The sequence below is a fragment of the Pontibacter diazotrophicus genome (assembly GCF_003367245.1).
GTDB classification, from domain to species: Bacteria; Bacteroidota; Bacteroidia; order Cytophagales; family Hymenobacteraceae; genus Pontibacter; species Pontibacter diazotrophicus.
Genome location: NZ_QRGR01000041.1, coordinates 23505 through 44824, shown reverse-complemented (window position 1 = coordinate 44824; position 21320 = coordinate 23505). Strand labels below are relative to the sequence as shown.

General features: G+C 45.8%; 20 protein-coding genes and 1 pseudogene. 10 read left to right on the top strand and 11 right to left on the bottom strand.

The window, feature by feature from the left end; all coding sequences use genetic code 11:
- Positions 1–225: 225 nt before the first annotated feature.
- Positions 226–381: pseudogene (locus tag DXT99_RS24565) on the top strand (ATP-binding protein); the annotation flags it as partial.
- Between the two features lie 352 nt (positions 382–733).
- On the opposite strand, the gene DXT99_RS24560 reads toward DXT99_RS24565, so the two are convergent.
- The 6 genes from DXT99_RS24560 to DXT99_RS24535 all read right to left on the bottom strand — a co-directional run bounded on the left by DXT99_RS24560 (position 734) and on the right by DXT99_RS24535 (position 8370).
- Positions 734–1477, bottom strand: coding sequence for a LytR/AlgR family response regulator transcription factor (locus DXT99_RS24560; protein ID WP_115568246.1), 744 nt, complete (start codon positions 1475–1477; stop codon positions 734–736).
- Entirely contained in the window at positions 1470–2234 is a 765-nt protein-coding gene (locus tag DXT99_RS27210) for a sensor histidine kinase (protein WP_246001024.1), read from the bottom strand. Before DXT99_RS27210 ends, DXT99_RS24560 begins: the two co-directional genes overlap by 8 nt.
- Before the next feature lie 410 nt (positions 2235–2644).
- Positions 2645–4090, bottom strand: a complete 1446-nt coding sequence (locus DXT99_RS24550) for a S41 family peptidase (RefSeq protein ID WP_115568244.1) — start codon at positions 4088–4090, stop codon at positions 2645–2647.
- Between the two features lie 544 nt (positions 4091–4634).
- Positions 4635–5708 carry a serine hydrolase domain-containing protein gene (locus DXT99_RS24545; protein WP_115568243.1) on the bottom strand — a complete coding sequence of 358 codons (1074 nt, stop codon included), beginning with the start codon at positions 5706–5708 and terminating at the stop codon, positions 4635–4637.
- Between the two features lie 144 nt (positions 5709–5852).
- Positions 5853–6737, bottom strand: coding sequence for a DUF5694 domain-containing protein (locus DXT99_RS24540; protein ID WP_181885245.1), 885 nt, complete (start codon positions 6735–6737; stop codon positions 5853–5855).
- 367 nt (positions 6738–7104) lie between these two features.
- Positions 7105–8370, bottom strand: a complete 1266-nt coding sequence (locus DXT99_RS24535; RefSeq protein ID WP_115568241.1) for a M1 family aminopeptidase — start codon at positions 8368–8370, stop codon at positions 7105–7107.
- A 1017-nt stretch (positions 8371–9387) separates the two neighbouring features.
- Here DXT99_RS24535 and DXT99_RS27795 point away from each other — a divergent pair.
- The 5 genes from DXT99_RS27795 (at position 9388) to DXT99_RS28055 (ending at position 12417) form a co-directional block, all read left to right on the top strand.
- The gene (locus DXT99_RS27795) at positions 9388–9516 is read left to right on the top strand and encodes a hypothetical protein (protein WP_262511381.1); all 129 of its coding nucleotides are present in this window, start codon (positions 9388–9390) and stop codon (positions 9514–9516) included.
- Positions 9517–9802: 286 nt separating this feature from the next.
- A complete protein-coding gene (locus tag DXT99_RS24530) occupies positions 9803–9955 on the top strand; it encodes an IS3 family transposase (protein WP_115568240.1) in 153 nt (50 codons plus the stop codon).
- Positions 9956–10441: 486 nt separating this feature from the next.
- Positions 10442–10825: a hypothetical protein gene (locus DXT99_RS24525; protein WP_147294301.1), complete on the top strand. Its 384-nt coding sequence runs from the start codon at positions 10442–10444 to the stop codon at positions 10823–10825.
- Between the two features lie 115 nt (positions 10826–10940).
- Entirely contained in the window at positions 10941–11777 is an 837-nt protein-coding gene (locus tag DXT99_RS24520) for an HAEPLYID family protein (protein WP_115568238.1), read from the top strand.
- Between the two features lie 25 nt (positions 11778–11802).
- Positions 11803–12417 (top strand): phosphatase PAP2 family protein, encoded by a 615-nt coding sequence (locus DXT99_RS28055; RefSeq protein ID WP_115568237.1) that lies wholly within the window; start codon positions 11803–11805, stop codon positions 12415–12417.
- A gap of 29 nt (positions 12418–12446) precedes the next feature.
- Here DXT99_RS28055 and DXT99_RS26900 read toward each other — a convergent pair whose 3' ends face one another.
- Positions 12447–12599 (bottom strand): hypothetical protein, encoded by a 153-nt coding sequence (locus DXT99_RS26900; protein ID WP_181885244.1) that lies wholly within the window; start codon positions 12597–12599, stop codon positions 12447–12449.
- A 253-nt stretch (positions 12600–12852) separates the two neighbouring features.
- On the opposite strand from DXT99_RS26900, the gene DXT99_RS24510 reads away from it, so the two are divergent.
- Genes DXT99_RS24510 through DXT99_RS24500 form a run of 3 tightly spaced genes read left to right on the top strand, consistent with a single transcriptional unit; the run spans position 12853 to position 16563 of the window.
- Complete coding sequence (locus DXT99_RS24510; RefSeq protein WP_246001021.1) at positions 12853–14001, top strand: hypothetical protein; 1149 nt, start codon at positions 12853–12855, stop codon at positions 13999–14001.
- A gap of 19 nt (positions 14002–14020) precedes the next feature.
- Positions 14021–15691 carry a BCCT family transporter gene (locus tag DXT99_RS24505; RefSeq protein WP_115568236.1) on the top strand — a complete coding sequence of 557 codons (1671 nt, stop codon included), beginning with the start codon at positions 14021–14023 and terminating at the stop codon, positions 15689–15691.
- Complete coding sequence (locus DXT99_RS24500) at positions 15688–16563, top strand: universal stress protein (protein WP_115568235.1); 876 nt, start codon at positions 15688–15690, stop codon at positions 16561–16563. Before DXT99_RS24505 ends, DXT99_RS24500 begins: the two co-directional genes overlap by 4 nt.
- Before the next feature lie 11 nt (positions 16564–16574).
- Here the strand turns inward: DXT99_RS24500 and DXT99_RS24495 are convergent, their stop codons facing one another.
- The 4 genes from DXT99_RS24495 to DXT99_RS24480 form a co-directional block, all read right to left on the bottom strand.
- Complete coding sequence (locus DXT99_RS24495; RefSeq protein ID WP_115568234.1) at positions 16575–17186, bottom strand: MarC family protein; 612 nt, start codon at positions 17184–17186, stop codon at positions 16575–16577.
- 126 nt (positions 17187–17312) lie between these two features.
- Positions 17313–17993, bottom strand: coding sequence for a site-2 protease family protein (locus DXT99_RS24490; protein WP_115568233.1), 681 nt, complete (start codon positions 17991–17993; stop codon positions 17313–17315).
- 232 nt (positions 17994–18225) lie between these two features.
- Complete coding sequence (locus DXT99_RS24485) at positions 18226–18639, bottom strand: hypothetical protein (protein ID WP_147294299.1); 414 nt, start codon at positions 18637–18639, stop codon at positions 18226–18228.
- Between the two features lie 330 nt (positions 18640–18969).
- Positions 18970–19473: a GAF domain-containing protein gene (locus DXT99_RS24480; protein WP_115568231.1), complete on the bottom strand. Its 504-nt coding sequence runs from the start codon at positions 19471–19473 to the stop codon at positions 18970–18972.
- Positions 19474–20266: 793 nt separating this feature from the next.
- On the opposite strand from DXT99_RS24480, the gene DXT99_RS24475 reads away from it, so the two are divergent.
- Entirely contained in the window at positions 20267–21268 is a 1002-nt protein-coding gene (locus tag DXT99_RS24475; RefSeq protein ID WP_115568230.1) for a glycoside hydrolase family 43 protein, read from the top strand.
- Positions 21269–21320: the final 52 nt, after the last annotated feature.

Genomic DNA, 21320 nt, shown 5'->3' with positions numbered 1-21320 from the left:
CCGTGATGAACAAGCTCATAAAACAGGTGTTTGGTATGGTAAGGTCCGGAGAGGTTTACGCTGTGAATTGATAAACGTACGCCTAAAAAAAAGCGCCAATACAGTTGCTTTTTAACACAGTTCATAACGATACTTATTTTACACTCGTTAAACGGACGTTTGAGGTTTGAAAAGTCCACTGACAGGTGCCCCGATATAAACTACTTCTATATCAGACCGCCTATTCAGCTGCCGGTGAGCAAGTGGCATGAGGTGATAGGCGAGAAGACGGTCGCCGACGCCATTCTGGACCGGATCGTGCACGAGGCGCACCGCATGGAACTGAAGGGAGAGTCAATGAGGAGGAAAGGCAGGCCGGAACAGGATAGCTCCTATCGGTAAAGCCGTTTAAAATCACTACTTTTAACAACGCTTCTGCAGCGTGCACCGCTTGGATTCGCCAGAGGAAGAGGTGGTCAGTTTCCAATGGAATACCATGGTCAACTTCTCCGGAATATACACATCTATAACCTAAAACCATCGATATTTAATAATATCTGGCCTAACTTCGATAAAAGCCAGTATGATGTCCCCTTAATTTATTACACCTATTCTTCTTCATTTATAATTAGTCCGACAGAACGTTTTTAGGAGGACATTACCCTTCAATGGCTTTTTCACTATAAGAACATAAAGGGTTTTAGAAAACAGATGTTAGTAACTCATGTGTAAGACCAGGTAATGCAACTACATCTCATTTTAACCATTCCAAAATTTCTTTCTTTATCATCTCCCGGTAAGTGCTGCCGATGATGATCTCCTCTTTAAGCTCGGTCTCTACAGTGTTACCATGGATTGCTTTTATGGCTGATTTACGCACGATATAAGAGCGACTCACCCTTAAGAACTGTGAAGAAGGCAGTCTATCCTCAATTTTAGCCATCGTCATGTGGGTTATGACTTTTTCGCCAGGTAAAAAGAATTGCACATAATCTTTCATTCCCTTAACCAGGATGATCTCCTCCGTGTTTATCTGAATAAGTTTTTTATCCTGCTTTACCCACAAGAACTGCGGTTGATTGCTTCTCTCCTGCGTTTCCTGCACCTGGGCAGCATTGACTTTCCATTGCAGGCTGGCTATTTCGTATACCTTATTGACCGCCTTCAAAAAGCGATCAAATGAAATTGGCTTCAACAAGTAACCGGCCACTTCCAGCTCAAAGCCTTCCAAGGCATAGTCCGGGTAGGCGGTCGTCAAGATGACATGTAGCTGATAATTGCTGATAACCCGCACCAGCTCCAGGCCTGTCATCTCGGGCATTTTAATATCCAGGAAGATAAGGTCAGGTTGCAGTTCTCTGATCAGTTCCAAAGCGTCAATGGCATTGTCGCATTTATCCAGTAAGTTCAGGAAGGGGACCTTGGCAATATATTTTTCAATGATATCCTGTGCGATTGGTTCATCGTCAACGATAAGACAGCTTAATGGTTTACTCATTGGTTTGTAGCGTTAAGATTACCAGGAAAGAGTCTGTTGTATCTTTGATCTTTAACCGGTGTTTACCTGGGTACTGCAGGGCCAGACGGCGTTTTACATTTTCCAATCCTATTCCTTCATTGAAGTCCGAACTGGCTTCAAGCTTAGCTGGTTTGCTGTTCTCCACTGTGAATTCTGTGGTATCCTTATCCTGTGTTAGACGGATACGTACCCATGCCCGATGCCTGGTGGCGTTGATGCCGTGCTTGAAAGCATTTTCAATAAAATTGATCAGCAGCAGGGGCGCTATTTTAACCTCTTCGTCCTGGATACCGCTAAAACAGTATTGAATGCTTACCCTACTGCTATGCCGGATTTGTTCAAGGCTGATATAATCTGAAAGGAACTCTACTTCCCGCTTAAGGGGTATGAACCCTCTATTACTTTCATATAAAGAAAACCGCAAAAGGTCGGAAAGCTTTAGTACCACCTGGGCCGCCTTTTCATTGTCCATGACAAGTCCGTAAACGTTGTTAAGGGTATTGAAAAGGAAATGGGGGTGTATCTGAGCACGAAGAAAGCTTAATTCCAGCTCGGCATTCTGTTTTTGCAGCAGGGCATATCTTTTGTGTGATTCGTAATTGTTTTTAAACAATTTAAGGGATAATGATAGCAAATTACCAAACACGATAATTGTAAAAACCCATATGAAATTGTTTAAGGACAGGAAATCCGCTAGCGAACGTATATAAAATTTTTCGCTTTGAAGCCGAATCATGCTATACTGAGGAAAGCTCTTTCCCAGGAAGCCCAGAGGTATCACAGTCAGAACAGAGAGCAGGTAAAGCAGAATCAGCAAGCCGGTAAAGAAAATCCACCTTTTGTTTTTAATCAGCTTTAAGCCTAAATAGCTTAGCGTGTAATGATTGAAAATGATGAAGAGAACCGTTATGAAAGCATAGACTAAACTTGGCAGCGCAAAAGTATTTGTTCGAAACAAGAAGGTTACAAACAACGAGCATATCAGAAACATCAATACCCATGCGGCTGAATGCACCAATATCCGTTTTTTCTGATCTGGATAAATTAAGTATTCACTTATGGCTGAGTTATTTTTCATCTGTGCGCTTGGCTCCACCTGCTGAATAAAGATTAATAATATCTAATATATATACTGTTCTAAGGCTACTATTTATTTACTTCAGTTGCTCGATTTTTGATCAATTGCTTCATGTGCTTAATGCTGAATTCCAATGCATCCACATTTTTATCCAAATAAACATCAGGCTCAAAACCGTAAGGATCAATAGGATTATCAGCAACATCTTTGGCTCGGACAGCATGAGGATAAGAAAGTTCAAAGCAGCCTATATTTTTAGAAAATACCATGAAACCATCCACAACTCCTGCGGAATTTTGCCCATAGAAGATGACCCTGTCACTTTGTTTGGCTCTAAATATGAAAGTTTCTGCAGAGCTTCCACTGTTTTCATTCATTAAAACAGCCACTTTTTTGGGACCTTTGTAAAGGGTGTCCGCTTCATAGGTGTAGGCATATTCACCGGGCTTCTGATAAAAAAGGGAATCCTCATATGACATTAACCAATCATAATTCTCTTTTTCTTTCTGAGTAAGATCTTCCGGGTTTTTACCCTTTCCAACTTGCTCATGCAAATAAGGCTGAAGATTGTCTTCACTCATCCACATACCCACATGAGGCATTTCAATTGGCCCACTTAGTACGTAAGGAAGAATAGGAAAATAGGCATAATCACTACCGCCTCCATTATCGCGTAAATCCACTACAATAATCTCAGCATTCATTAACTGCTCGTGATTGGCACTAATTGCCCTTTTAACATCTTCAGGATTCACATTGAAATCAGGAAAACGAACATAGGGTATATCATCAATCATCCTGATATGAAATGTGTGGAAAAGTTTGCTATTCTCACTCATCTCGACCCCGGGCCAGCTTTTTTGCCAATTTCCCACACCTTTGATGTTTAGCTGCCCTGCACTTGTCTTGCTTCCCGTCAAAACAATTTCTGAGTGGTCGGGCATAAAAAAGCTGATGTCGAATTCATCCGCTTGCTTCTTAGTCAGTTCCATTATGACATCCGATGGCTTCCAGGCTTTATTAGTGCTTTCCAATAGCACTCCTACAAAATCTCTTGCCCGCTTGTCAGACTCTGGGGCAGGCATAATGGCTACAGTGTATTCGCGCCATTTCCAAATACCTAAGACATCATCCTTATGATCACCCAATTCAGTATAATTAACCTTAAACTGTTGCTCGGTTACTTGAATACGCTCAAATTCCTGCTCGTCTTTTATTACAAGTTTTATCGAATTGTGCCCATCCCGAAAAAAGCCCAGCCATTGATCCAGCACTATTTTACATTCCTTGAGTCCTTCCGATTGCTTTGCCTTTTCCCGCATCACCTCAGTAAAGGCATTATAGATGGCAAGGTTGTTTTCCGTCACCTTATACCTAAAAAGGGAATAGTTTTTCTCATAGGTTTCTACTGTTGTTTCAAAGGCATCAGCACAGCTGCAATCCTGCGCCTGAAGGCTGGAAATACTACTGCAAATCGCAAAAAATAAAATGACAATGTTAGATGTTAGTCTCATCAAGAATTAGATTAAATGATTTTCTAAAAAGATAAATATCCTAATTGCTTTATTATTTAGCACTGTTCGGCTGTCCAAAATCAAAACTGTCTGAGGTCAATATAGATTCTGTGGGGCCAGCTATCTCTGATGAAAACCTTATTCTATTTTGCGACAAACTGTTATTGGATACACTTTTATAAGTGTTAGTTTGTATACCAATAGAATTCTTATCATCGATAATGTAATCTTAGCTTCCTCTTAGAGATGTAGCCTGGCTAATAATGTTATAAATGTAGATTTGGTTGAGCACCTGCTGATCACTCAAAGCGCCGAAACATGGGGCTTGTGGCAGAACTGCCAGCTCATAATTAATCGGGTAGACTCGATATCAGAAGGTTGAAAATCTATCATTTGATAATGTTCATTATTGCTCAAGGTAATCAGCAGGTCCACCTAAAGGGGAAAGGCGACTAAGTTGAAGTAGTATTTCTTGCCTAACAGTAACCCGTATATGATAGCTTGAAAATATTTGAGTGAAACTGTTCGTAAAAGGATACTTAAGCTATCTTTTTATAGATTGGTTCTTTAATCGACTGTAAATAAAATTAACAGCATCCCTTACCAATTCACCATTTTGATGATTAGACAATACGACGATGGCCTGTTTCCTTGACTTGCTGTATCTCATCAGGATTGAATTGCCAAAAGTGTCTCCATCTTTTTGATAATAGTTGTCTTCTATATCCCAACCTAGTCCTACCGCTCTTTTACTGTCTTCAAAATAAGTTTGCTGGGTAAGTTTCACTGCTGCGCTAAACTTATCGGAGGAAAGATGAGCTTTCAAATACTTCATCAAATCTACGGCATTAGATTTTAAACCACCTGCCGGATTTGCAGCATCTATAATCATATCAACCTGTGGTTCGCCATCTTCATTGTAGAGCCCGGCAACATTTGGGTTACTGGGTATGTCAAAGGATGTGGCGTTCATTTGCAAGGAAGTCAGAATAGTGTTCTCTACAAGTTCTGTGTATTTCTGATCATTTTCATTCCCCAGAATATCTCCTAAGAGTGAGAAAGCATAGTTATTGTACTGATATTGCCGATAACCAACAAGACTATCCGTGTTTTCTAATACCTTATAAAGGTATTCCCTATCAACAAAACGGAAAGGGTTCGTTGGGTCTCTTTTCAATAGCTTAGAGAAGTATTTGTCATTACTCAAGTTCGGTAGGCCAGATTGATGTGAGGCCAGGTCTGTGAGTTTTATCTTGTTTTTAAGAGTAGATGGAAACTCTGTACCTTCTGGCAGGTAGTTGTCTATAAAGTCATGTTGCCCTACCTCACTGCTTTCTATTGCATTAGCAAGGAGTAAACCTGTAAAAGTTTTTGTGGCGGAACCAATCTCAAATATGGTTGTACTATCCAAGGGTTCCTTACCATCCTTTGTTCTTGATCCAAAGGAATAATAGCTGGTTTTTCCATCCTGGTAAATACCTATAACCAAGCCTACCTCCGGATATTCATTTGCAACTCCATTCTGCCCGTACAACAAAGAATCTGTAACTGTACGAGGGTCTTGACCAAAGGCACAAGAACAAATGAAAAGCAATATGGTGGCTAAGCGTTCCTTCATGGTTTTATTTGTATCTGTAAAGTAGGTTATCAGTTTATTTAGTAAGTCGCGCAGCAGTTATGTTAACTAAGCTTCACTTATAAGAGGTGCTTCATAATAGGCGACTTGTTGAGCAGTAAGGTTCCACAAATGGTCTCTGTGCAGTTACTCTTTCAGGAGGAACTCGTTGGCATCAACGATGCTAAATGCTGGGTCATCTCTGAAAATGTTTTTTAGGGAGCCTATATGACCAACACCAATCACCAGCAATATTCTCTTAGGCTTTTGCCTGAGTTGGGTGGTGACGATATTGGAGTAAATCTTATAATCTCTGTTCTTGAAAACTGAGGTGAGCTCCGCCCCAATATACTTAGGGTTGACAAATGCTGTATCCACCATTTCATCCGGGTTTTTGAAAGTTCCATTGGTAACCCTTGCAGGAGTAATGTATCTTAAATGGTATATTTGGTTATAAGCTTTAGGTTGATTCAAGAATATAAGAAAATCTTTGAACGAAAGTTTCCCGCTTTGCAAGGCATCGTATTTTTCCCGGACAACCTTGCGAAGCTCAACCGTCTCGTTTTTGTAGAGCTCTATATTCTCACCATTATCTAATATACTCTGTGAGGTGCCTCCCTGTGAATTCACACAAACTATCCTGTCAAGTTTCAGGTTTTTCCCTATTCTGAAAGCTAACTGATATACTTCACTTCTGCCACCTTCCAGCTCATTCAGGTTAAGCTCATCCTTTAGGTAGAGTGAATACAAACTGTCAATTTCCTGCTGCCCTTCAGGAACAACTTCGATCATGACCATATCCGGAGAATACTGCTCTATTAATGATGTAAATTCCCGGATTGCCAGTTGGCTGCTGGGAGTCAGGACGTCTGTGTTAGGGTAGCCACTATCATATACTTGATTCAAATGGTCTGAACCCAATAACAATATCTCCGTCTTACCGGATTGTGCGGCTGCATTGAAATACACTCCTAGTAAAATGATAGCCAGATAAAGCCTCTTTCTCTTTTTCATTGTAGTTGTTTGTTTCATGCCGTTTCTTTTGTTTAAGGAACTGCCTTCTACCTGCTTCTTCACACAAGCAGAAGCAGGTAAAAATCGATGATGTCTGCTTTAAAAGTACGAGGCTTGAGAAGGATGACACAGCGGCCGGGTGCTACCTGACACTGCACCTTCACAACCAATTCACCAGTCAGTTAGGATTTGTCCGACTGAGCAACACGCAGATTATTCGCAGGCTGCCTTGAGGCCAGAAAGCGAAAGTCATACCTTCACAAGGCTATGTAGCGTCTCACCAAATAGCAGGTGTCGGTTCTAGCATATAAGTGAAGAAGAGCCTATAGCTTAACGGAGCATTACCAGACTATACTATGAGCATTCGCAACTTTTGGAAGGGGTATTATTTATTTAACCCTTCTTCAAATTCTTTTCTGACCTGAGCCGAAGAGATGGATTCTAACACCATAAGCAAATCAGTGGTTGTTTCAACCTTTTTACGATTGAGCTCTACCAGAAACTCCTGAAATTTATCCCTTCCAATTTTATTTTCTAATTGATTCAGTAAGTAAGGGCCTTTTACATAGATAAGCCCGTCTCCCTGAGGGCTGAATCTATCATTACCCAGTAGGGCAGGCAGCTTTTCAGATCTCTCGGCTAGGTTCTTCATTATTTCATTGAATTTATCCTCTCCCTGGTCGTGCCTGACAAACATATATTCTGAATACTCTGCAAAAGACTCACTCAGCCATTTTTCTGTCGTTAACGCATCCCCTCTATGCCACCAGAAGTGTGCTACTTCATGGGCTAAAGTAGCTATGTCATGATGCCCCTTTGAAAAAACAATACTGTGGCCAAATGATCGTGTTATCTTATGAATGGAGTAGGGAAGAGGCCTGTATAAAACTGAAAAGCTGCTTACTTTATCCTCTGCCCCAAAAGTTGTATTAAAGAAGTCTAGGATCCTACCTGCTGCGTTTCCTACATAACTCGCTGAATCTGGTTTATTTGAGAAAACATTAATGTTATAGGTATTGGCCATAACCTTATTAGCACCCATTCCATTAGCTTTATTATTGCTCGCCAGGATTGGATTGAAATAGTAAGAGGGTGTCAGGGAAGAAAAGAAAAGATCTTCTGTAACTCGTCCTTTGTCTAGATCATAGAAGGTGAACGTTTTGTCGTCTACGGAAGCATTGATCTGGTAGGTGAAGTTCTCAAGAGTAGTGAAGAGAGGTAGAATCATAAAATCAGGATCAACATCTATCCACTTGTATTCCTCACTCCAAAACCCCTTGCTTGGCTTACCTGAGTAGGCAAGTGAGAAGTTCATTCTCTCATCCTTAGCAACAGCATCTATGAAGTCAATTTTCAACGTGGCAAAAGGCTTCGCACGGGCATCGAAAGTATGACCTTTTACATTTCGACCCTCAACAGCATCTATTTTTACATCTGGTGTCAGAAAAAAGCTTAAGCTAGTCCGGGCGCTATCTGTGGCTAAATAAGCATAAGAAAGCCTTGCTTTCAGATGTTTCTCCTTAACAGAGAAAAGTAACTGTCCGTCAATAAAAGTAGTTGGCTTCTCTTCATGATGATCATCACTAGAGCTGGTTCCATCATAGAACAGACCTATCATCAACGCAAAAATGATGTTTGTAGCAATATTCATGTTTGTAAGCTTTATTTTTGGCTTGTTTGTAAATGACTTGCAGTTACCAAGCAAAGCATCGGCTTGATATATTGGTTTTCTTACCTGAATTTTCGACTTATATCTTAAAGGTATAGCTATGCTTCACTAATGCCCATTTTTTTAGACCAACTGCAGGGTATCTTCGACGTTGGACAATTTAATTTGAGAAAAGTGCGAAGCTCATAAAGAATCTAAACAGCAGAATGAAAGCATCTGGACAGTACGACAGGAATATATTGACCTAGCTGCCCCGGAGCTTCATATGTACTCACACTTGTTTGCCATGTGATGGTTTATTGGGTTAAAGGAGATGGAAAGGTTAGCAGAGAGCCTTTCTTGTTCTATATGCCTGCTATGATATCAGGATAGTTGGTTGAGGTACGGTTTTGTTTTACATAGCACGTGTTATGGCAATAATCTGCTCACTGGGTTGCACCCGCTAATGTGGTACTTTTGTTAGGGAAAGAGACTGCTGTTCATGGGGGTAAGCTTAAAGATAGACAATTTTAGGATATTCTGCTTCACCTGGTGCGAGGCTGCTGATGACGCCCAAGGCTAGGCACCTAACGCACAACTGTGGATGCCATCGAGCAGGCTAACGGCTATTTCTTGCTTGCCAGTGCAGGTACAGCAGGCGCTGGAGAGCCAGTTGGACACAGGGTCAACACGGTAGGCGTGAAAGCACCTCATAAGTTATTTTCATGGAAACAGTTATATGCACCTTTGTCGGTACATACATTGGATCTCCACTGTATAGGGAACTGTGAACTAAATTGAAAGGACCCGCCAGTCACACAGATGAGTACATATATTATATTAAAAAATATATATAATATAATGATTTGTAATATCTTAACTTGTTGTTTCTAAAGAGCCATGGAAACAGCAACTTAAGAATATCTGTACCTTACACTGGGGAAGAAAGAGGCCCTGGCCCTGTACTACCGCCTGACAGGTTTTATCAGGGAGCAGGACGCTTTTGGGTTCAGCAAGTTTATGACCTTCCGAGACGGCACGCTGAAAGACGATGCGCTGATGGGCTTTGTGCTGCAACTCATGATGACCCGGCACCAGGATATGTTAGCGCAGCTGCTAACCGCAACTAATACAAAAGCAAGTGCCTGACCAACAGCTTCTTTTTTTTAGTATATTGCCATTGAACTGGCTTGTGCAGCACGAAAAACTGGCAACGCCAAAGTTTTGTTCTCTACATATTTGTAAATAGAAATATTTATTACCTTGTGCGCCTCAAGAGCCTCCTGCTCTCTTTATCATATACTGGAACCCGGAACGGTTCGCTCCTGACATTGTATGATGTAAGCAAAAGAGGCTGCCCTATTAGAGCAGCCTCTTTTGCTTTGTCACGTTGGCTAATTGTGCTAGACATAGCCATTCCTCTCGTTAAGCGGCCGTGGTCACGGCAGGCAGCGTTGCCGTGCTTTTCTCTGCCTTCTTCGAGTACATCGAAGGGTGGTACAACCGGAAAAGGAGACATTCGGCACTGGGCTATCTGACGCCATGCCAGTATGAAGGCCTGCTGTACAATCAAGCTGTGGCTGCCTGAAAAAGTCTCCAGTAAAACATTGCAATTCCAGTTGCGAGATGAATTAGCCAAAGGAAGAGAGTGTGAGTCTGACCGCTGGAACGCCTCCGCCGGTCATGCTGCCGGCACAAAGGTATCTTCCAAATATCTAAATGCTTACCCCTAGCAGCCCCTCTCTTGAACATAAGATGTGTATAAAGCAAAATGTCCGTATTGCATATTAAATAACTCAAGTTGCGATTCGTTTTAGCTACACAGTGAATTGTGCACATCGCAACTCGAGTTACATGGTATAAATCAAGCACTGATGATAATCTGTTGTCTGAGTTAAATGATAAAGCTAGCTCTTGGGTAAGAGTGACATAATATGCCTTAGCTGCATCTACCTGAAACTAGAAAAGCTTTTTCATAACATATTATCCGCAGAATCGTTTTTAGGCAATTATTATAAACTATATTTGCATTTAGAACACAATTTAGCTGTACCCATACCTATCCTGAAACTTCTTGCGCTTAATTAGAAGACATATTGCCTGGTTTAGGAGCCTCACCTTTATCCTGATGTTGCACCTGTTTAACTACAGTATCAACATGGAGGATCATCGCCTCTGGACTGGGATGAGTGTCAGCGAGGAGTACAACGAAATAGAGACTTTCGCTGAGTTAACACTAACGCTTCTTTTTCAGGAAGATGGTGCCTTGCCTGATGAGGCCAACGATATAGATGAGACCAAAGCTGCAGCAGGTATAATTGCTGTAATGCCTGCCGCTTTCAGTTTTAACAGCCAGGTGTTTGCTTTCCGCGAACCCACTACTTTCCAGGATTACCGCAACGGATACCTGAATCTGGTATACGATATTTGTCCCCCTCCACCTAAAGCCCAGGTTTAATTTCGGATTTACAGCGTCTGCATTCCTGCTAACGCTAATGCTGCATTTGCCGCTGCGCCATGTGCACCGGGCTTGTATGCCATTCTATTTTCAAAACCGTTTTTAAACCATTTCCATGTTACGTTATATCTTTATCGTTATGCTGCTATTGTTCTCTCTCAGGGCAGTAGCACAAGAAGTACAATTGGCTGATACAGTCGAAACAAAACCGCTGAAACTTACACACGCAGAACCGCTTTACATCGACCTAATCCGTGATCTTGGGGCTCATAAAGGAGAAAAGGAATGGAACATCGGGGCTGGCATGACTGACAATCTGGGCTACGACCGCTATGAGTTGCTGGTAGAATACGAGTGGGCGCCCATCAACAGACTGGGTTTGGAGGTAGAAGTGCCGGTCTCCCTGTACACGTCCAACAGCCGTGATCCTAACCCTGAACTGAACCGGCCCGCCAACCGCATTGAGTCGGTGAAGCTTGCCGCCCAGTATACTTTTCTCGTGTCAGCCAAGTACCAGACCTCCATGGCGTTGGGTACCATCACCGAGTTCGAGCTAACTGACCTCAACAGGATAGGCAAGGATAATATGGTGGAGGGCTTTCTGTTCAACCCCTTTTTAATCATGGCCAAGCGCTGGGGCAGCAACATGCATTCGCTGGTATATACAGGCCCCCGGGTGCATTTCCCTTTCCACAAATCAGGTATAGAAACGGGCTACGAGATAAACAGTAGTGTACACTATATGATCCCAAACACGCGCAACTTTATAGGTTTGGAGGTGAACAAAGAGTTTTCAAAGGGGGAGTTCCACATGGTGGCCAGACCGCAGATGCGGATCACAATAAGTGAAGAACTGATGATCGGTGTGGTTCCGGGTATACCGCTTATAAGAGGAGAAGAGCGCTTGAGCTCTTTTGTGAGGCTTATATATGAGCCGCGGCACCGCAAATAAAGTTTAATTCACAAGCTATCACAAAATGCAGATTCTTTTAAGCCTGGCAGTTATGGTTTCCTTCTATATGGGAGGAAACCATACTTACATTGCAATCGATACGAAAATATCACAGGGGGTCCAGAGTAGTCGGGTAGTGGAAATGGATAAGATTGTCATGTTCATAACGGTTACCACGTACGCTTTATGTCTCCTTATTCCGGTTCTGTTATACCTCTACGGGAAATTCCGGCAACAAAAAGTTTTTAAGTTTATGGCGTTTCAGGTTATCCTGGCCCTGGCGTTAAATGCCTTGCTGGTAGGTGTAGTGAAATATTCAATCAACCGGCCCAGGCCATACACCGCAGTAGCATCGGTGGAGCAGTTGGCTTCGGCAGGGAGTCCGTCATTTCCTTCAGGGCACACAGCCTGCGCCTTTGTAGTGGCTGCTACGCTTTGCTTCATGTTCAAGGACAGGAGGCTTCGTTTTCTTGTGTGCTTATGGGCTGTTTCTGTTGCCTATTCCCGACTTGCGTTAGGTGTTCATTATCCGAGTGATGTTCTGGGATCTGTGATCATCGGCACACTCTGCGCTTTTGCTGGGCAAGCAGCTTTTACCTATAGGTGGAATCGCAACAGTCTGCTGAAGCCTTTTTCTTAGGCAGCCATACTTTGTTAGATAGCCATTCTTCATACCGGCAAGGAGTCAGGTAGCTCAGTGCCGAAAGCCTTCTCTTCCGGTTGTAGATTCTTGATGTAGTCAAGCACAGCCAGCCTTGCCTCCTGATTAAAGGAGACAGGGCTGGCACGTCTGTCGGTACTAGTCAAACGCAATACTTTCATAAAGCTGCCTAAGAAAAAGTCTCCAGTCAAAGTAGCAAGTTTAGTCCAGAATGCTGGAGATGTTCAACCATGTATGCTTTAAAGCGATTGCAGGGGATAAGAGAGCTTAGCAACTGAGGGGAGGCAGAGGTACTGTTTTAGTATCCATAAGAACACTGAATCAGCTCCCCCAGGCATGTATTCGGGCAACGTTTCCATTTCAAACTCGTCCAACCAATGAAGGATAGCTAGGATATTAACGCGTCCTACCTTTATGAGAAGAGTATTTTTAATTGTAACATCCCTCCTGATGAGCACGTTGTGCCATGCGCAGTACCCTGCAGACAAACCCGAAGAAAAGCCGACCTTGAAAATAGGCGGCGCCGTGCGCTTCAACTATAACCTTTCTACATGGAAAGAGGACCAGCTGGAGCGCGGCGGTGACTTTGGGTATGATGTGTTCCGCATCAATGTGGAGTCCGAGTACAGGGGCATCAAACTAAACGCAGAGTTCCGGCATTACTCCCAGGCCTTTGGCGGTGCTTTCCTGAAACAGGGATGGTTCCAGCACGATTTCTCCGAAACATCACAACTGCAGGTGGGCCTCAACCAGGTGCCGTTCGGCATACAGCAGTACAACTCCAACAACTGGTTCTTCAACATGACCTATTACATCGGTTTTGAGGACGACCACGACATGGGGATAAAATACATCCACGATACTGGCCGGTGGCAATGGCAGGCAGCTTACTATAAAAGCGCAGAGGAATTTGTGTTTGGTTTGGCGGAGCCCAGCCCCAACCGGTACTCTTATGACATCACCGGCCGCAACAAGGAAAACAACCAGCTCGACTTTAAGGTAGTCCGGCGCCTGGGCGATAGCCTGGAGCATGAACTGGGGGCTTCCCTGCAGGGCGGGCTGCTCTATAACCTGGACACGGAGCGAAACGGCACCCGGTATGCAGGCGCCGTGCATTATGAGTACCAGGCGGCACACAGCCCCTGGAACGTGAAGCTACAGGCAATGCTCTACCGCATTAACCCGGAATATGCTGCCGGGGCAGACCTTGATTTTGTAGAGATGGGCGCTTACGGAGCTAATTATAATGTAGCCACCGAAGGTGAGGTTTACACGGCCAGCCTGGCTTACCACCTGCCCATATCATCCCGCCTGCTGCAGGGAATCACCTTCTACGATAACTACGGGTATTATAACAAGCGGGTAGGCGACTTTGAAAACTCGCACATGAATGTGCTGGGCGCCTTGTTCACCGCCGGCCCCATGTACATCTACACAGATGCAGCGTTCGGCTACAACCAACCCTGGATTGGCCCGGAGTGGACAAATGCCCTTGCCCTGGGCACACCCGGGGACACTGACTGGCACCTGCGTTTCAACGTCAACATGGGATATTATTTCTGATTACCTAAACTGTTTATGAATGAGTAAAGTAACAAGAAGCGATACAAAGAAGTCATTCGGGCTGGAAGTAAACGGCCCTGTATTCTGGCCTTCTATAGTGATACTAATCATCAGCATCACGCTGGTCATTATATTCAGGGAGGGTGCTGAGTCTTTCTTTGGCGATGTGCAGGCTGCTGTTACCTCCAGCATGGGCTGGCTGTTTATCCTGAGCGTGAACATTTTCGTGGGCTTCTGCCTGTACATGGCCTTTGGCCGGTTCGGCAACATCAGGCTGGGCGGCAAGGAGGCTCGGCCTGAGTTCAGTACATCCTCCTGGTTCGCCATGCTCTTTAGTGCCGGTATGGGGATAGGGCTTCTGTATTGGAGCATAGCAGAGCCTATCAATCACTTTCAGACGCCTCCGATGGGAGAGCCCGGTACACCGGCCGCGGCAAGGCAAGCGATGAACTTCACGTTCCTGCACTGGGGGTTCCATGCCTGGGCCATTTATGCCCTGGTGGGGCTGGCGCTGGGCTACTTCACCTACAACCGCAAATTGCCTCTAACAGTACGGTCTGCTTTTTACCCTTTCCTGGGAGAGCGCATCCACGGCATCATCGGCGACATTATTGATATACTGGCTGTGCTGGCCACACTCTTTGGCCTGGCCACTTCGCTGGGCCTGGGAGTAAAACAGGTAGCAGCTGGCCTGAACCACGTTTTCCCGGCCATTGCCAGCGGTGTCACCACACAGGTATTGCTGATTGCAGCCATTACGCTGGTAGCCACGATTTCGGTTGCGACGGGAGTGGAAAAGGGCGTACGCATCTTAAGCGAGTGGAATATCCGCATTGCCCTGGTGATACTGCTGGCTGTATTGTTTTTAGGGCCGACTGTTTTTATACTGGCGTCCTATGTACAAAACACAGGCTCCTACTTTGGCAGCTTTCTGCAACTGGCCTTCTGGAACGAAGCCTACTCGGGCGGCAACTGGCAGGGCGGCTGGACCGTTTTCTACTGGGCCTGGTGGATTTCCTGGGCACCGTTCGTGGGAATCTTTATTGCCCGTGTTTCCAAAGGGCGCACTATCCGGGAGTTTGTGCTTGGCGTGCTGATTGTGCCTTCTTTGCTTTCTTTCCTCTGGATGACAGTTTTCGGCAGCACAGCGCTGCGGGAGGTGCTGGCGGGCGATACGACCATTGCGGATGCCGTGGCGGCAGACATGTCTACGGCGCTCTTTGTTTTCTTTGAGCAGCTCCCCTTCTCCACGGTGCTCTCCATTATAGGCATTGTGCTGGTGGCGGGTTTCTTTGTCACTTCCTCAGACTCGGGCTCGCTGGTAGTGGACAGCCTTACCTCCGGGGGGAGGACCGACTCCCCCGTGGGAATCCGGATATTCTGGGCGCTGGCAGAAGGTGCCATTGCCGCCGTGCTGTTGATTGGCGGCGGACTGCAGGCCCTGCAGACAGCCGTTATCATCACAGGCCTGCCATTCGCGCTGATTCTGCTGCTGATGTGCTTCAGCCTGTACAGGGGCCTGAGTGAGGAACTAGAGGAAGAGAATAAACTGGGTAAAACACAGCAGCGCAAAGAGTACCAGCAGTTGATGGCTGAGATGCTGGCGAAGCGTGCCGCAAAGCAGGAGAGCACTGTGTCTGACGGGAAAAGAGATTTACCACCACCTACTAAAACAGAACCAAGCATATGATTGCAATAGACTCCATGATGGTCTGCCTTGACCTAAGTGAAATAGATGAAAAGCTGGTGGCCTTTACCCGCTCTATATGCGAGCGCCTGCCGGTAAAGAAGGTGTATTTCGTTCATAACATCAAGACGTATGAGCTGAGTGATGACTTCCGGGAGACCTTCGGTGATGTGGACCTCAGCAAAGAGGTGGAGGCGAACATCGCTGACATTGTGGCGGAGCAGTTCGCAGGCGGCTGCGACCATGAAATACTGGTGAGCGAAGAGCCGAACACGGAACTGATGATGGCCGACCTGGTGAAGCGGTATAAGGTAAAGCTGACGGTGCTGGGCAAGCGGATGAGCGGCAAGAGCACAGGGGCACTGGGTACAAAGCTGCTCCGCATCCTTCCCTGCAGCATCCTTGTGTTCCCGGAGACGGCGCGCTTTAACATTGCCAGCGTACTGGCGCCGATTGATTTCTCAGACGCCTCGCTCCATGCGCTCCGGCTAAGCAAAAGCCTTACGGACCAACTGGGGCTGCAACTGGAGATTTTGCACGTGTACAAGCTCCCCACACAGTACTTCCCGCTTATATCAGAAGAGAAAGCCATCAAAAAGGCGGAAGAGGTGGTAAACGGAAGGTTCCGCGAGCTGCAGAAACGGCATCAGGAGATTGCCGGTGTGCCTTACCTGCTGGTTCGCGCCGCCGGTAAAAGCACGGCAGAGCGTATCGCGCTGCAACTGCGCAAAGGAAAGCACGGCCTGCTGGTGCTTGGCCTGAAAGGCAATAACCCCATCCCGTCCCTGAGCCTGGGAAGCGTGCCGTCAAAGCTCTACAACATGGACATTAATGTCCCGCTTTGGCTAGTGTATTCTGAGGAAGTGATACAGTAAAGGGGGAGGTTCTACACCTGCGCTGCTGCGAAGAGGTTGCTGATTCCGGTTACCACCATGTCGACACCGATGGCACCCAGGAAAAAGCCGTTGATGCGCAGCAGCAGTTCCATGTTCTTATCAAAGGCGGTTTGCACGCTTTTAGAGCGCATACCGCGGCGGATTTGCTTCAGCCCCATAATAATGATAAAGTTGATAAGCATGATGAGTGCCAGTGACACTACTCCCTGCCACAGTTCCAGCTGATCAGACATCAGAATGGTAAGGGAGATAGTGCCTGCGCCGACCATAAAGGGCAGCGCTATCTCAGAAGCCAGGTCGTGCAGGTCGCCTTTGATCTGGATGAAGGCTTTTTTGCCCTGCACAATAAAAATGTAGGCGAAGGAGAAGAGCACGATGCCGCCAAAGATCCGGAAAGACTCAAAATTGATGCGAAACACCTTCTGGAAAACGAGGTCGCCGAAAAGCAGGAACACCAGATAGATGAAGAAGGAAATCATGGTGGCCTTCAGAAACACAGCCCGGAAGTCCGAGTCCGGCAAGTCGTTCATCACAGGTTTGAGGTACAGGAACAGCGCAAAAGGGTTCAGCATCACCAGAAAACTAAATATTGCTGCTATCATAGGCTCGGATATAGGTTTGTTGCCCTCCTTGTTACGGGACGCTGCGAGGATGGATGCTCCCTTTGCCCTACAGTACAAGAGCAGACAGGTCTTAAAAGAGCAGGAATACCGTCGCAAAGCATGCGCTTACAGGGGCACCCTCGGGTAGTTCTGCACCTCCACCTCCTTGCCGCTTTTAATGTTGACTAAGCGGCTGGGGCGGTTGAGTTGTGCCACCTCATGTGCTTTTGTAAGCGCCTGCTCTTTATCACGGAAGGCCTGTACAAGGTCTTTGTTGTGATCCAACACGTACCATTGCTTCTCTTCCTCGTCCCACTGAACGCGGTATGTCCGCTCTATTGCCTGCGTCTTATTCCGGATTAAATCAAGTATTACCTTTCCGTCGCTGTTGCTCCCGTCGGGGTAAGGCATCGGAAGCAGTGCGAAGAAGATATAGTACAAGGAGAAATACGTAAACTGGTAAGTGACCATGCTGGGCTCCAGCACATTGTTATTGATCAAAGATATCACAGCTACTGCCGCCGCCGCGTTAAACAGGGCCCCGCCAGAGAAAATAAGGATATTGGCAAGGCGATGGTTGCGCCTGAGATTATCGAATGTGCAGAGGCCGTACCAAAAGTAGTACTTGCGCACTTCCAGCATACCGATCCTGAAAATCACGTCTCCGCTTCCAATAGTGACTTTGATGTTTTTGCCTCCCATCAGCCAGGCAAAGAACACGTGTCCTGCCTCGTGCAGGAAAGAAATAACCGGAAGCACAAGGAAGAAAGCTAGGAAGAACTTTGGGATGTCATTTACTCCAAACATGATTCTCTCTGTTACGGATACACGTAAACGGAATCCAGCTTTGCTTGCCTTTTTTGTACCGATGAATGGCTTTCAGGGCTGACTTGAATGAGAACTGCCTTCCCGGAAAAACTCCTTGTCTGGTTGCCTTCCTTCGCAGCGTCACCTACAACTGAATACTCTCACCCTGTTGTTGCCGATGTTCTTACAAATAACGCTATCCAGCGCTTGATGCCTTCAAAGATGACCCTTTTTAGGATTTTCCTCCAAGCCATTCTAAGGCAAGTGCCTTGCTGCTAAAATTCTGCAACTCGAATGGCAGCTTCTGCGATACGCTGATGTGCCTGATGTTGTGCTGCGCTGTGTTCTCCACAGTGGCGCTTGGTGACTGCACCCGTGCCACCTTTTGCACCCGGGTTTTGGTAAGCCCCGCAGCAAGATAGGTGGCAATTTCCCGGCTCTCTTTATCGCCAACGGAGATAATGGTTCTGGTTGAGTCGAGCAGGAGCCGCTTCACGTCATAGTGATTCACAGTATCCAATAAAATGTCGATACTGCGCTTTATCTCGGAGAGCAGGTAATCATGCAGGTCAGGGTACTCCACCTCCATAATGTCCGTAGCCGGGTTGTAATCCAATCTTATAAGACTGTTGTCAAATAGTACCATTTGATTATCACAGCGTAAGGTTCTCTACAAATATAGGTGTATTTCCATTGCACTTCACTACAGTTACTATCGCATTTTCGTGCTGTCGTTCTGCTGTTTTAAAAAGATGTGCTATGGGTATAGAAGCTTGATGACACAAGTCCCACTACTGCCCCCGAAAACTACTACTACTGTTTCCCCTCATTGCATCGCCCTCAGCCAGGCCAAGGCAGTGTCTTTGCTCTCAAAAGTTGCTATAATAATGCCCCTGATGCCATAACTGAGGGTTTTGTCTGTAGAAAGCTTGCTGTATAGGTCAGGGGAGTCTACCCACATGCCGGTGACAAGGGTTTACTTTTTCTCTATTTCGTCCATTACGGCAGAGGCGAGGCTTTCCAGCATCTTCTGGTCTGACGCAGAGAATACCCTCGGCTCTTTGTCAACAATACACAGAGCGCCTATGCTGTAACCATCGGATGTTATGAGTGGGGCGCCTGCGTAGAACTGCAATCCAAAATCACCCACCACCAGAGGGTTTGCCAGCAGGCAGGGGTTCTTGCGGGCATCTTCAAAAACAGTTGTCTCCTGTCTCAGTATGGAAAGCGAGCACAGGCTAGTGCCTCTGCTTATCCTGTTTTCTCCATCCACACCGACACCAGCCCTTGTTATTACATAATCCATGTCCACAAAATTTACGAGTGCTATCGGCACATTGAACATGCGTGAAGCGATGGATACGATATATTTGAAGGGGCCTTCCTCTTCGTATGTGTTTGTGATGTTCAGGCTGCGCAGTTTCGCCAGCCGCTCGTCTTCATTGTCTGGTATGATGGGTATTCCAAAGGTGTTTTCCATGCTGCGCAGTAAAGTAACGTATACCTGCTCTACAACCCGGAGGTTAGAAACTAGGCAAACGCTTGATTTGATTGAAAATACAGTAACAAAGCTAACTGTATTTTGGTTATCGTACGTTCCAAAGCCGGAGAGGCTGGCAACATAAAGCTTACAGCAACATCACCCGGATTGAAAGAAGCGCAGCTGGTGGTTAATAGCCTTTAGCAGCACCTGCTTTCTACTGCAGGCATGGCTTTGTTCAGAGTCAATTAAAAAGCCCGACCTCTGAGGTTGGGCTTTTGCTTTTCCGCAATACAAGCTCACCTAGCCTCACGACGAACAAACTAGTAGCTTGCCAATCAGCTTCACCAGCTTGCCGAAAAGGAATTTGCACCCTCTGGGGAATCTGAGTATATTTCAAATAATATGTTAATCGTGCCGTGCTGGCTACACACGGCAAACGCATTAGCCTCGGCTGTGCCTCGTCCACAGCCTGTCCTGAATACTACAGACAAAGAAAATGAATGTTACTCAATGGTTAAACAGTCATCTTGTTCCTGGCTTCCCTTCCGATAGCGTCAGCCCAGAGTTTCCGGCGTCTGATGTGCAAGTTGATTTAAACGTCCTGTATAGGACTTTAGACAACGCACATTTCGGTTTGTAGTTAAAGAGCGGGGAGAAAAGTTTGCCTGTGAAATAATGGTTGTTTCGCATAAACCTGGTGCAGTGTTCCCTCTACTCAAGAACCTGAAAAACAGCCAGCCATTGGAAAGATCTGAAGTGAAGTTTTACATACATGCATAATTGCAACACAATGGAATATAAAAGAGTCTTGTTTCTACTAGTCTTCATCGTCCTGAGCCTGGCCCCGGCTTTCTCACAAAACAGGGAGCCGGTAATAAGAGTGGATGTTCCCCTGGATTCCATTCGCCTGAGCGACCCTTTTATCCTGGCTGACAAAAAAACAGCGATGTATTACATGACAGGAACAGGAGGGATGCTGTGGAAAAGCAAGGATCTGGAGAAATGGACCGGCCCTTATAAAGTGGCCAAAACAGACCCTGCTTCCTGGATGGGAAAGAACCCGATGATTTGGGCCGCAGAACTGCACCAGTACAAAGGCAAATACTACTATTTCGCCACCTTCACCAACCGGGATGTGAAAATAGACACGGTGCGGGGAAATGTTATTGAGCGCCGTGCCAGTCATATACTAGTCAGCGACAAACCCGACGGACCTTACATTCCCATGCAGGACCCCGTCTACCTGCCCGCAGACAAACCTACCTTAGACGGCACGTTCTGGGTGGATAAAGACGGGAAACCTTATATGGTGTACTGTTATGAATGGCTGCAGAACTGGAACGGCACGATAGAAAAAATAGAGTTGAAACCGGACCTGAGTGGCTCTATAGGCGAAGGCAAGCTGCTTTTTCGTGCAAGTGAGTCTCCCTGGAGCAAGGAACGTGACGAAGCAGGCAATGTCATTCCGAATAAAGTAACCGACGGTCCCTGGCTGTTTTATACCCAGACCGGCAAACTGGGTATGTTGTGGACAAGCTGGGTTCACAATATCTATACGCAAGGCGTGGCTTATTCCGAAAGTGGTACATTAGATGGCCCCTGGGTGCATGAAACAGAGCCGATAACACCGCCCAACTATGGTCACGGCATGATGTTCCGCACTTTCAAAGGTAAACTGCTGATGTTGATGCACAGCCATAAAGAAGATAAAAGTGGACGCTACATCCGTATTCCCCAATTCTTTGATGTAGACGATTCGGGAGACAGACTCACTGTGGGGAAAAACCTCTGAATCAAGGCAACACCGCCCGGCCTGTATAATCTGCGCTATTTCAAGCTGCCCA